Source organism: Terribium retamae (assembly GCF_022347545.1).
Taxonomy (GTDB): domain Bacteria; phylum Pseudomonadota; class Alphaproteobacteria; order Rhizobiales; family Rhizobiaceae; genus Mesorhizobium; species Mesorhizobium retamae.
Genome location: NZ_JAKREW010000039.1, coordinates 1 through 13,539 on the forward strand (window position 1 = coordinate 1; position 13,539 = coordinate 13,539).

Here is a 13,539-nt window from a genome sequence, read left to right on the forward strand (position 1 = left end):
GCGCCCACCCCGGGGCGCTGTGCGGGGCCCACGTGCGCATCACGGCCCCCTAACGGCGGGGCGAGCTGCCCCACTTGGGGTGCTACCCCCTGGGCGCGCGCAAGCGCGACGCGCTGGCGCTGGCCACCGGAGAGCTGCGCCGGGTAACGCTTTTCCAGTCCAGAAAGCTGGACAAGATCGAGCAACTCCGAAGCGCGGCGGCGGATCTCTTCGTTCGATGGACGGGTGGCGCCGTGGCGTACCTTGAGCCCGAAGCCGATATTGTCGGCCACCGTCATATGTCGAAACAGCGCGTAATGCTGGAAGACGAAACCGACATTTCGCTCCTGGATGGTCTTGCTCGAGGCGTCCTCGTCTCCGAAGAAGATCTTGCCGGTGGTTGGCCGCTCCAGACCCGCGATCAGTCTGAGCAGAGTGGTCTTGCCGGAGCCGGACGGGCCCAAGAGCGCGATCAGCTCGCCCGAACGAATGTCGAGGGAGACATCCCGAAGCGCAGGAAACCGGTCGAATTCCTTGCGTACATTGGCAACGCGAACTTCCATTCAAATGTCCCTGTCAATGTCCGCGTGTCGCGGCGAGTTCGGCGCCGTAGCGCATCTCGAGAACGGTTTTCAAGATCAGAGTGACCAGCGCGAGGCCAGCCAGGAGCGAGGCGACGGCAAAGGCGCCGACGGCGTTGTATTCGTTGTAGAGGATCTCGACATGCAAAGGCATGGTGTTGGTCATGCCGCGGATGTGGCCGGACACGACCGACACCGCGCCGAATTCCCCCATGGCACGGGCGTTGCACAGAAGCACGCCGTAGAGCAGGCCCCATTTGATGTTGGGCAATGTGACATACCAGAAGACCTGCCAGCCATTGGCGCCAAGCGAAAGCGCGGCCTCTTCGTCGCCGGTTCCCTGTTCCTGCATCAGCGGGATCAACTCGCGCGCGACAAAGGGGAACGTGACGAAGACGGTGGCCAGTACGATGCCCGGCACTGCAAAGAGAATTTCGATGCCGTGCGACTTCAGCCATGGGCCGAGCATGGCCTGGGCTCCGAACAGGAGCACATAGACCAGACCGGAAATGACCGGCGAGACAGAGAAGGGCAGGTCGATCAAGGTGGTGAGGAATGCCTTGCCCTTGAATTCAAACTTGGCGATGGCCCAGGCTGCGGCGATGCCGAAGACGACATTGAGTGGCACGGCGATCACCGCGACCAGCAGCGTGAGGCGGATGGCCGACAGCGTGTCATGGTCGTTCAGGGAGGTGAAATAGGCGCCAACGCCTTTGGCGAAGGCCTCCTTGAAGACGATGACGAGCGGCAGAAGCAGGAAGACGCCAAGGAAAACGAAAGCGATCGTCATCAGCACGGTACGTGCGGAGCGGCTCTCGGTGACCGCCGCGGACGGGTTGTCGTGACCAGGCTCGTAAGATTTGATTTCTGGATCAGCCATAGCGCTTGCGGCTCCACGCCTGAAGCAGGTTGATGACGAGCAGCATGGCGAAGGATATAGCGAGCATCACCGCTGCGATGGCTGTCGCGGCGGCGTAGTTGAACTCCTCCAGCCGGATGACGATGAGCAGAGGGGCGATTTCCGTTACCTTGGGCAGGTTGCCGGCAATAAAGATGACCGAGCCGTATTCGCCGACACCACGTGCGAAGGCCAAAGCGAAGCCCGTAATAATCGCGGGCGCGAGGCCAGGGAAAAGCACGCGGGTGATGGTCTGGAAGCGGCTGGCGCCAAGCGTGGCAGCTGCTTCCTCGACCTCCTTGTCGATTTCCTCGATGATCGGTTCGACGGTCCGCACCACGAAGGGCAGGCTGACAAAAACCAGCGCGATGATGATGCCGAGGGGCGTGTAGGCCACCTTGATGCCAAGTGGCATCAGCAGGGAGCCCAGCCAGCCGTTCGGCGCATAGAGCGTGGTGAGTGCGATGCCGGCCACAGCCGTCGGCAGCGCGAAGGGGAGGTCGACCATGGCATCGACCACCCGTCTCCCCGGAAACTTGTAGCGCACCAGCACCCAGGCGACGATGGTACCGAAAACAACATTGACGGCAGCCGCGATCAACGCGGTGCCGAAGCTGATTTCCAGCGCTTTCAGGGTGCGGTCGGCGGTGACGATGCGCCAAAAGTCGACCCATCCGAGCGACGCGGACCGCCAGACCAGGCCGGCCAGCGGAATGAGGATGATAAGGGTGAGGTAGACAAGCGAGAAGCCGAGCGTCAATCCGAAACCCGGAATGACACTCGGCTGCTTGAACCGCCACCCCGCCTGCGCGGGTGCCGTAGTCATGTGATTGTTGGTCCGTCCCTTTTCGTTCCCTTAAAGCGGAATGCGATCGGCATTCTGCTTCTTTTTTGTCGCATGGTCCCTGCCCGAAAGGTCTGGAACTTTTTTCTTCGTCACTTTCGGCTTGGGGTCGCAGGACGTCTCGAAGAGGCTCAAGACGTCTCCGCAGACCTTACTGCGCCGGCTTGTAGACCTGGTCGAATATACCACCGTCTGCGAAATGATAAGGCTGCGCCTTTTTCCAGCCGCCGAATTGTGGATCATCGATTGTTACGAGCTTGATCTCGGGCAGCTTGGCGAGGTCCTCGGCCGGCACCAGTTCCGGCTTGGCCGGACGATAGTGGTGCTTGGCAATCAGCGTCTGCCCCTCCTTGGAATAGAGGAATTTGAGATACGCTTCGGCCACCTTGCGCGTGCCCTTGGCGTCGACATTGGCGTCGACGACAGCTACCGGCGGCTCAGCCAGGATCGAGGTCGGCGGGTAGACGATGTCGAATTTATCTGCGCCGAACTCGTCGAGCGCGAGATAGGCCTCGTTTTCCCATGCCAGCAGCACATCGCCAAGGTCCTTCTGGGCGAAGGTTACCGTCGAACCGCGGGCGCCCGTGTCGAGCACGGGAACATGCGAATAGAGGTTAGAAATGAATTCCTTGGTCTTGGTCTCGTCCCCGCCATTCTGCGCGTTGGCATAGGCCCAGGCGGCGAGATAGTTCCAGCGGGCGCCACCCGAAGTCTTCGGGTTCGGCGTGATGACCTGGACGCCGTCCTTCACGAGGTCGTTCCAGTCCTTGATGCCCTTGGGGTTGCCCTTGCGGACCAGGAAGATGATGGTGGACGTGTAGGGAGCCGAGTTGTGCTCGAACTTGGTGCGCCAGTCGGGATTGATCTTCTTCGAGTTCTCGACGATCGCATTGATGTCGCTTTCCAGCGCCAAGGTGACGACATCGGCTTCCAGCCCGTCGATGACTGCTCGTGCCTGCTTGCCCGAACCGCCGTGCGACTGCTGGACGGTCACGGTCTCGCCGCTCTCCTTTTTCCAGTAGGCAGAGAAGGCCTCGTCGAACTGCTTGTAGAGTTCGCGTGTGGGATCATAGGACACGTTGAGGATGGTCGTATCAGCGAACGCGAAACCGAGTGCACCGAACTGGACAGAACCGGCGATGAGGATGCCGAGCAGTTTCTTGAAATGAGGTTTGGTCATTTCCGCCTCCGTTGAACTGTATTCTACTCTATCGAAATTGTAGAATTTGGGTGCGGCGAAAGTTGCCTTTTTCGGGCCTCCGGAGAAAAGTTCCAGCGATTTGGCGGTCATGCAAGAAAATTCTACCTCACCGGAGAAGGTGGCTGATCACAAATGGAGTCACGGCCCAGAATCTGAATGACGCCGGTCATTTGGGGCCAGCGAGAGCCTATTCGACAAAGACCTTGACGCTGGTGGCACGGCCGGCAGCGTCAATAACAGTCAAGATCGAATAGCCGGCTCCATCGGGTAGCCAGGTGGCGGTGCGGCGGCGGTCGACTCCGGCCAGCGGCTTGCCGTTGGCGAGCCAGCGGAATGGTGCTCGACCGCCCTGCAGCTTCAGCACCAGCGGTGTGACCTCGGAGCCGGATGCGCCGAGATCAACACGGGCGCCATCGGGAGGGAATACGATACGCGGCGCTGGCTCGGCGGCAGCAATACCGGCTTGCGTCTCCGTGCCTGTTCCGAAGCGGATGAGTGTGATCGGCAAGTCCTCGCGCCGTGGCCGCAGCACGCCTGCAGGCTGACTGGGCAAGGCGACGGCGGCAAGGCCGGAACGCACAAACCCCTCGAACAGGATGGGTGCCGCCGAGACATAGCCGGACAGGCCGGGCACTGCGCTGGCGTCGGCACGACCGACCCAGACGCCCAGCACATAACGACCGTCGAAGCCGATGGCCCATGCATCGCGATAACCATAGGAGGTACCGGTCTTGTAGGCGATGCCGCGTTGCGGCGCACCTTCGGGCGGTCTCACACCGGCCAGGATATCGGTGATCTGCCAGTTGGCCCGCTCGTCAAGAATGGTGGTGGCACTGCCGGTCACAGGCACGGCCTCGGTACCGTCGCGCAGGGGATGCACCTTTCCGCCATTGGCAAGGCCTGTATACAACTGAACCAGATCGCGAAGGCTCGCGCCGACACCGCCAAGACCGATGGCGAGACCGGGCGGCTGGTTCAGCGGCAGTACCGGCGAGACGCCGGCCTGACGAAACCGAGCGGTCAGACGCGCCGGGCCGACTGCGTCAAGGATACGGATCGCAGGTACGTTCAACGAAAGCTGGAGGGCTTGGCGGATAGAAACGTCGCCCTGGTAACCCATGTCGAAGTTCTTCGGCCGGTAGCCCGAGAAATCGGCCGGGCTGTCCTCGATCATCGTTTCCTGCGCGACCATGCCTTGCTCGAAAGCCAATCCATAGATGAAGGGTTTCAAGGTGGAGCCTGGCGAGCGCAGGGTGCGGGTCATATCGATCCAGCCGGCACGGCTGGAATCGAAGAAGGATGCCGAGCCGACACTGCCCAAGATGTCGCCCGTGCGGGAATCGGCCATGACCATGGCGACTGACAATTTTGGCCCGAGCCGCTCGGCTGCTTCGCGCGCAACGGTCTCCAATCCCTCCTGTACACTCTTGCGTAAGGTGAGTTTGAGCGGTGCACCGGGCTCTGCCCTGCGCAGCAGCGTGTTGGCGGTATGCGCAGCGAAGGCGGGCAGGGGTCGCCGCAACCCCGCGACATCGTCCAGTGCTGCGCGACGCGCCTCACGTTCGCCGATCCGACCGGCTGTGACCATGCGATCGAGCACGCGGTCGCGCGCAGCCTGGGCAATCGCGGGGTTTTTGTCAGGCCGGCGACGCTCCGGCAATTGCGGCAAGGCGACCAGCAGGGCTGCTTCCGAAACCGTGAGACGGCGCGGTTCCTTACCGAAATAGGCGAGCGATGCGGCGCGGACACCTTCGATGTTGCCCCCATAAGGCGCAAGGGTCAGATATTGCTCCAGGATCTGACGTTTGGTCAGCCGCCGCTCGATCTGCAGCGCACGCAGCATCTGTTTCAGCTTGGAACCGACGGAACGGCTTTCGCGTGGTTCGAGCAGACGCGCCAACTGCATGGAAAGGGTGGAGCCACCGGAGACGATGCGGCGGTTGCTGGCAAATTGCGTCGCCGCACGTCCGAGCGCCAGCGGATCTATACCTTCATGGTCCCAAAAGCGCTTATCCTCATAGGCGACCAGCATGTCGACGAAATTCTTGTCGACCTGGTCAAGGCTCACCGGCAAACGCCAGTAGCCGTCCTTGGTTGCGAAGGCGCGCAACAACGCGCCGTCGCGGTCGAGGACTTCAGCCGATACCGCCAGCGAGTCCGGCAATGGCGGCGGAAAGGCGCGGTCGAGCCCCCACAGTCCACCGGCCGCGATCGCAGCAAAGCCGACCGCGGTGCCAGCGAATATCGCGAAGCGCCGCAGCCTCTTTCGAGCGGGGCGAGGGGAGACAGTGTCGATCATGACCGCCTCGTGGCGCCGGCCTTAGGGCGCCTTCACCTCCATCATGCCGGTGGCGGTACGCGCCGAATATTGCGGCCGGTACATGTCCTCGACGCTGGCTGCGGGGTGGGCATAGACCCCGGGCGTCACAGCTCTCACCACATAGGCCAGGGTCTTGGTGCGGTCTCCGTCTTCGGTCGCGGGGTCGAACGCGGCAACGAAACGGTCGTTCCGGAATTCGAGATGCGCGGCATTGGTCTGCGCCAGCCAGGAGAAATTGGAAAGCTGGGCCGAAGACACGAGACCGGGGTTGTCGATTTCGAAACCGGCCGGCAGCAGGTCGGTGATCAGCACGCGCTGCGGCCAGTCGTTCAGTTCCGTGACTTTCAGGACGACGACATAGCGCTCGTTCTGCTTGGCTTCGCTAACATTCGCCTCATTGCCGTCGAGCGTGTAGTAGGTGCGCTCGATGGTAAAGCCGTCGCCGCCAGCCGGCAGCGGCTGCGCAGGCGCGGCAACTGTGGTGACGACCGCCTGCAGGCCGTTCTTGCCGGCATTGGCGACAGTCAATGGGCTGTCCAGCAAAGCCTCTCCCGTCATTTCGGTCGAATAGGCACCGCTATGCGGTTGGCCGTTGATGGAGAGCTTGATGGTGTCGTTGCCGTTCTTCAGCGCACGAGCGGCCAGCAGCATCCAGGCATTGTCCTGGGTGCTCGTCCACCGCTGCGCGGCGCGCTGCCTCTCCACCTGCTTGACCAGTTCCGGCAGTACCGATGGTGCCGGCTTGGATTCGGCGGCGAGCGCCAGCATCGCCGCGGCGTCGCGGACCGCCGAGCCATAATCGGAGCGGTACCAGTCATAGTTCTTGGTGTTCCTTGCCAATGTCAGTGCTGCCTGGAACGTTGTTTCCGAACGCTGCGCGTCTCCATAGAGCGCCAGAGCTGCGGCCAGTTGCGCTACCGCCATCGGGCTGGAAAAGGCCTCCAGCTTGGTGTCGGCATAATAACGCAGGTCACCGACCGACGCCTTCTTGTTGCGAGCCAGAACGTAAAGCGCGTAGGCGATCTGAGAGCCGCGGTCCTGAACATCCTGATCGTAGCCGAGCGAGTTCTGCAGGTTAGCCAGCGCCTGCGAGATCGCTTGTGCGGGAACGTCGTACTTCGCTTCGCGTGCCCTCGTCAGGAAGTCGGTGACATAAGAATCCAGCCAAAGGTCGCCAGAGCCTGGACCCCACAGGCCGAAGCTGCCGCCGGAAGCCTGATAGCTCAGCACCCTGTAGATCGCTTCCTGCACCCGATCGTGCAGGCCGGGATCGTCAGGGATGCCGTAGCCCTTCGACATCTCGCTCATATAAAGCAGCGGCAAAGCGCGGCTGGTGGTCTGTTCGGCGCATCCATAAGGATAGCGGTCGAGCGACAGGATCAAAGACGGTACGTCGAGCGCAGCCGACTGCGAGACGCCGACGCTGACCGAGGAACCCTGCAATGTGCTCGCCGCCAGGAGTTCGCTGTCCACGCGCAGCGAAGCCCCGTTCTTCAGATCCACGATAAGACGGACCGGAACCGGAAGCTGGGCAGGACGAACCGGAAGGAACAAAGTCTGTTCCGCCGACGGTCCGCCGTCCCTGGCGAGCTTCACGGTGATGGTGGCATCGCTCGGCGACACCCCGATCAGGGGCACACTCAGCGTCTGTCGCTTGCCTTCAGCCAAAGTGAGCTTGGCCGGTACGGCCTCGCTGCCGATGGTGATGTCGCCGGTGGTTTCGATGGCAAGCGCATAGTCGCCGGCCGGCGCATCGGTGTTGGCGAAATCAAGCCGCATGGTCGCAGCGTCGCCGGGTGCCAGGAACCGCGGCAAGCCAGCGGTGATGACGATCGGATCGCGCACGATCACGTCGCTCACAGCATGGCCGACGGCTTCCTTGGTCCATGCCACGGCCATGACGCGCGCGGTGCCATTGAATTGCGGCAAGTCGAAATCGACGGTCGCCTTGCCTTCGGCATCCAGCTTGACGATGCCGGAGAAGAAGGCGACCAGCTTTTCGGTCGGGGGGCTGCCCTGGCTCTGCATGGCGTTGCCATCGCCGCCGGTGCGCAGCTTGCCGGTGGTGCCAAGCGATCCGTCGATGAGGCGACCGTACAGGTCGCGCAACTCAAGCCCCATCATGCGCTGGCCGAAGAACCAGTTTTCCGGATCCGGCGCCCTGTAGTTAGTGAGGTTGAGAATGCCGACATCGACGGCGGCCACCGTGACATACGCATCGCTGCCGGGTGCGACCCCGGTCACCGAAACAGGCACGGACAGGGTCTGTCGAGGCTCCATCTTGGAGGGCGGGCTAAGTGCTACGCCAAGCTTCCTGGCGCCCGGATCGATCTTCAGCCATTTCACACCAATGGCGCGCGCTGGCATGCGGCTTTGTTCCGCGTCACCCGGCCGGTAGAGGGTGGCCGTGACATAGGCGCCGGCGCCCCAGTCGTCGGTGACCGGGATGTCCACGGTGCCACCGTCCCGGGGAATGCTCACATTGAAGGTCTTCAGCAGGCGATCGGCGCCGATCGTCACGAGCAGCTCACCGGCATAGTGCGGCGACACTTTCAGCTTGGCAGTGTCGCCAACGGCATAATCGTCCTTGTCCAGGGCGATCTCGAGCCCGTCCGGTGTCTCGGTAGAGGTCGCGCTGACATACCAGCCGCCATCGAACTCGTAGGACGATGCGGGTCCGTCCGGATCGGCCGTTTCGACCTCCAGCCGGTAGCGTCCCCAATCGACCGGCAACGAAACGGATGCTTCGCCGTCGGCTGCGATATCGACCTTGCCATTGGCAACAGCCTTGGTGAGGTTTACCGCCTCATAGGCCCATGAGCCGCCATTGCGATACCATTGATAATTGCGCTCGACCTTGACCAGCGACCACTGCGCCCCGGCAAGGGCCTTGCGATTGCCGTCGCGATCCACCGCGATCAGGCTGAATTTGGCGGTGCCGCCCTGCGGCACCTCATCATTCTCGAAATCCGGTCGGATACCGATCAGGTCGCCTTGCGAGCGCACCGCGAGGTTGAGCGAACGCTCGACGGCGCGGCCACCGGTCTCACGCATGCGCACCGTCACCTTGGCGTTCACAAGTTTAGTGGTGGCCGGCAACTGGTCGATCGCGACCGGAAAGGTCGCCTTGCCATCGTCGCCCACCACCGGCAGGTCGGCCAGCGGTGTCACGGTCGGCTGTGCCGCCTGTTCGTCGGCGAGGCCGAAGGCAAAGCCCTTGAAGCGATCCCATTCGCGCGTCACCGATAGGGTCGTCTCGCCCTCGAGGGCCAGGCCGGCTGCCGGCGCGCCATAGAGGAAGCGGCCATCGACAGTGACGTTGGCGGTTTCGCCCTGACCGATCTCGGACTTGTCTGCGGTTAAGTCGAACTCGATACGATCGGGCACGAAGTCCTCGACCAGGAACATATGCGTGGCCACCGCAGCCTGCTTGGGATCGGTGTGGATCGACACCGTCCAGGTGCCGCGCATGGCATTGGGTTCCAGCGCCAGGTCGACGGCATGGCCGCCGGCCGAGGTGCCATCGCTGACTATGCGGCGCGCCTCGACGCCATCGGGACGCGTGAAGATAAAGGTCAAAGGCAGGTTCTCAACCGCCTTCGAGGCATCGTCGCGGGCGAGTGCCTGCACGTGCACGTCTTCGCCGACGCGGTAGATGCCGCGTTCGGTCCATGCATAGACGTCGAGCGCGCCCGGTGCCGCGCGACCGGCCACGCCACGGTCCGATAGATCGAAACCGGCCTTGGCCATGTCGAGGAACACGAAGTCCTGATCGCCTTGCTTTGCCATCAGCACCGCCGGCACCATACCGCCTTCGCCACGGGTGAGGCCCGGATTGAAGACGGCGCGGCCTTCGCCGTCCGTCGTGGCAGTGCCGAGGATTTCGTTGTTGCGGGCGAGCAAAGTAAGCTCCGCGCCCTGGATCGGCTTGGCGCTGCCCAGCGAGCGGGCGAAGACGTTGAGGCCGTCTTGGCCGGTGTAGGTCGAAAGGCCGATGTCGGAGACGACAAACCATTGCGTGGCACGCGAGTTGTATTCGTCGCTCTTGTCGTCCACCGGCTGCGCGGTGAGGATATAGACGCCGGGTTTGCGCTGCGGCAGCGCCTCATCAACCGGGAAGGACGTGGTCACTTCCTTGTTCAGGTCGCCGGTGATCTCCATGCGGCCTTCCCAGATCGGCTGACCCATCTGGTCCTTGATGTTGGAGAGGTCGTAGCCGTCGAGCTGTCGCAGGAACTGGTAGCCTGAGAGAAGCTGGGCCAGCGAGCGGTCGCCGACACGGAAGAGCTTCATTTCGGCGGCGTTCATGTTGACGGTGACGACCGGGATGCCGCGGCGCACGCCGGACGGCAGTACGAAACTGTCGCCGGTGAAGCGGGCGGACGGCGCGCGATCCTGCACATAGATCGACAGGGTCACGGGAGCTGCCGTCACTTCACCGATGGCGGCGGGAATGCCGGCGCGGAAGACGACATCATAATGCTGGCCGTGTTCGAGCCCTTCGGCGCAGATCTGCTTGTCCTTCGCCTCGACGGCCTTGGGCGCTTGCCCGCCGATGGTGACGAACTGCGCGTAATCGACGCCGGTCTTGACCAGTTCCTCGGAGAATTGCGCGCAGATGCGAGGGCTGGAAGTGTCGGCGTCGACGGTGTGTTCGACGACACGGAAACCCTTGCGGGCCTTCAGGTCTTCATATTCGGAACGCACCGCCGCTGAATTTTCGAGCGCAAGGCTAGCCTCATAGGCCTGCAATGCCGGGCGATATTGATCGCGGCGATCGAGCCCGCCAGCGAGCAGCGCCAGTGCTTCGGCGCGGGCACCCGCCGTGCGCGACAGCTTGTAGCCGAGATAGGCTGCCGAGGTGGCGTTGGATTGCAGCGTCGATTGATTGTCGCTGGAGACCTCCAGTGTTGCCAGGATCTCGCGCGCGAGTTTCGGCCACAGCGCTGCATCGTCCGGCATTACCGAAACCGCGGCTTCGTATTTCTGCATAGCGGTGCGATGATCGCCCGAGAGCGCCGACTGCTCGGCTTCCTGCTCTAAAGTGGTCAGGCCATCCGTGGGTTTGGTGTAACCCGGGCCGGTCAGGAAGTTGCGGTATTGCTGGGCTTGGTCGGCCATCCAGGCCGGAAAATAGCCGAGTTCCGCCGGGGCCCCGATGTCTGGAGCGGTGTCGATGGTGACAACCTTGCCGCCGACAGCACCGGCAAAGGGTTTCAGCGTGTTGAAGTCGGACTTGAGGAAGCACCATTTCGCCTTGATGTTGTAGGTGAAGGCGCGGCAGGCCGAATCGCCGAGGCAGGTCGTCTTGCACTGATCGAGGGTGATGTTCTGCTCGGAACGCAGGTCGAATCCGAAATAATCGGAATTATCCGTTGTCACGATGCGCTTTGTATCCGCCGCTAGCGCGGCGCCAAAAGAAGCAAACAGAAAAAAGAAAAGAATCGGCAGAAAACGAGCCCCGCGCAATGCCATCACACCCTCCTGGCACCTGATCGTCCCCGGCATGTTCAAGCTTCGGCAAGGCTTGTCAACGCTCCCAGCGGCGTGCAAACCGCTGGTTGCAGACATCTTTTTGCCGGCCACTCGCCGGGACATCCTATCTAGGGCACAGATCACACAATTTTGCGACTGCACAAAAGGTGTGTATTCCAAGCCCGTTACAATTCGGACAATTGAACTGTGGCCGCATTGTGAGTTTACGAGGACTTCACACGTTCATTCCAATTTTAGCATTTGGGCGCATTGGGAGGACAGAGTCTGGATTCGAGGGCAGGTTGAGTTGATGCCTGTTGTGGTGAGGCGTTGTTGGCAGGAGGGCACGTCGTGGCGTGCGCTTTCGCGCGCCCTGCTTTTGGCCACGATCGGCGCCTCCGCTATCATGATCGAGGGGCGAAGCGCCTCGGCTTTCGAATTGTTCGGAATCAAGCTCTGGGGTTCCGAAGAGGAAACGGACGAGGCGATCACCGACCCCTTGCGCTACACGGTGACAATCGAGGCGCCGGACGCTGACGACGATCTGAAGGAAAAACTGGAGAATGTCTCCAGCCTGAAGAATGACGAGGAACGCCCGGTTTCCGGCTCGCTCGGGCTGATGACCAAGGCGCGCGGTGACCGCGAGCAGCTGGTCGCTGCGCTTTACGAGGATGCCCACTATGAAGGCGTCGTCGATATCGCCATTGCCGGCCAGTCACTGGACGATCTGCCGCCAGATGCCGAGTTCAAGGGGCCGCGGCCTATCCCAGTGACGATCACCGTGAGGCCCGGCCAGAAGTTCACGCTCGGCGACATCCGTTTGAAGGGCGATGCCGCAGGCATGGCGAGCGCGGATTTTGGGCTGATCTCCGGTGGTGACGCGAGTTCCGGTGCCGTGCTGAAAGCCGAAGCGCGGCTTGTCAAGGCATTGAAAGATGAAGGCAGGCCACTTGCCAAGGTCACCGACCGCGAGGTCGTGGCCGACCACGACAATGGGCGGCTCGACGTGACGCTGACCGTCGAAGCCGGTCCGGTCGCGGGCATCGGCCAGACGACCGTCGAAGGCACCGAGGCGGTGGATCGCGAATTCACCGAATATATGACGGGGCTGAAGCGCGGCGAGCGCTATTCGCCAAAGCAGATCGAGGATGCTCGCGATCGTCTGCTCGGCCTTGAAGTCTTCAACAGTGTCTCGTTGAAGGAAGGCGACAAGCTCGATGCCGACGGCAATATCCCGATCGACGTCGAGGTGAGCGAACGCAAGCCGCGTTATCTGGGCGTCGGCGGTACCTTCTCCAACACCGATGGGCTCGGCCTGGAAGGCTATTGGGGCCACCGCAACCTGTTTGGCCGTGCAGAGAAACTGCGCATCGAGGGGGCGATCAGCGGCATCGGCGCCAACGCCCTGGGCGAATTGAACTACAATGCCGGTATCATGTTCGAGAAGCCGGGCGTGGTCGGGCCTGCCTCGAAGTTCTTCGCCAATCTGAAAACGGTCTACGAACACCCCGATGCCTATGACCGCTTCTCGACCAAGGGCGGCGTGGGACTATCCTATGAGCTCGACAAGCGGCAGACGGTGTCGGCTGAGGTCTCGCTCGATTATTCGAAGATCACCGACAGTTTCGGCAAGCATGACTACCTGATTGCCAGCGTGCCGCTGCAATACGTCTTTGACAATCGCGACAACAAACTGAACCCGAAGAGCGGTTTCAGGCTGCTTGCCTATGCCGAACCGAGCTATGACCTCCTGAACGGCGCCACGTTCGTGAAGCTGCGCGGCGAAGGCAGTGCCTATCAGGCCATCGACAGCGGTGGCCGTTTCGTGCTTGCCGGCCGCGCTGCAATCGGTTCGATTGTCGGTGCAGGCCTGCAGGACGTTCCGGCCGACCGGCGTTTCTACGCAGGCGGCGGTGGTTCGGTGCGTGGTTATGCCTATCAGGGCATTGGTCCGAAGGACATAAACGGCCAGCCAATCGGCGGTTTGTCTTATTTCGAAACCTCGGCCGAAATGCGCATCGGCATCACCGACACAATCGGCATTGTACCGTTTGTCGACGCCGGTACTGTTTCCACCAAGCAGTTCCCCGATTTCTCCAACGTGAAGGTCGGCGCCGGTGTCGGTCTGCGCTACATCACGCCGTTCGGACCGCTGCGCATCGACGGCGCGATACCATTGAACAGGGAACCGGGCGACCCTCGCTTCGGCATCTATGCCGGCATCGGCCAGGCGTTCTGACG

General features: G+C 62.2%; 7 protein-coding genes. 1 reads left to right on the forward strand and 6 read right to left on the reverse strand.

Features of this window, described 5'->3' with window-relative positions; all coding sequences use genetic code 11:
• The 6 genes from L4923_RS25055 to L4923_RS25080 all read right to left on the reverse strand — a co-directional run.
• Window positions 1–542: ATP-binding cassette domain-containing protein (locus L4923_RS25055; RefSeq protein ID WP_239369831.1), on the reverse strand; the 542-nt coding region annotated here is incomplete at its 3' end.
• A 13-nt stretch (window positions 543–555) separates the two neighbouring features.
• Entirely contained in the window at window positions 556–1,440 is an 885-nt protein-coding gene (cysW, locus tag L4923_RS25060) for a sulfate ABC transporter permease subunit CysW (RefSeq protein WP_239369832.1), read from the reverse strand.
• On the reverse strand, window positions 1,433–2,284 hold the full coding sequence (gene cysT / locus L4923_RS25065; protein ID WP_239369833.1) for a sulfate ABC transporter permease subunit CysT: 852 nt from the start codon (window positions 2,282–2,284) through the stop codon (window positions 1,433–1,435). Before cysT ends, cysW begins: the two co-directional genes overlap by 8 nt.
• Before the next feature lie 169 nt (window positions 2,285–2,453).
• Entirely contained in the window at window positions 2,454–3,482 is a 1,029-nt protein-coding gene (locus tag L4923_RS25070) for a sulfate ABC transporter substrate-binding protein (protein WP_239369834.1), read from the reverse strand.
• A gap of 208 nt (window positions 3,483–3,690) precedes the next feature.
• A complete protein-coding gene (pbpC, locus tag L4923_RS25075) occupies window positions 3,691–5,802 on the reverse strand; it encodes a penicillin-binding protein 1C (protein ID WP_239369835.1) in 2,112 nt (703 codons plus the stop codon).
• 21 nt (window positions 5,803–5,823) lie between these two features.
• Window positions 5,824–11,298, reverse strand: a complete 5,475-nt coding sequence (locus L4923_RS25080) for an alpha-2-macroglobulin family protein (protein ID WP_239369836.1) — start codon at window positions 11,296–11,298, stop codon at window positions 5,824–5,826.
• A gap of 310 nt (window positions 11,299–11,608) precedes the next feature.
• Between L4923_RS25080 and L4923_RS25085 the strand changes: the two genes are divergently transcribed.
• Window positions 11,609–13,537 (forward strand): autotransporter assembly complex protein TamA, encoded by a 1,929-nt coding sequence (locus L4923_RS25085; protein ID WP_239369837.1) that lies wholly within the window; start codon window positions 11,609–11,611, stop codon window positions 13,535–13,537.
• Window positions 13,538–13,539 lie beyond the last annotated feature (2 nt).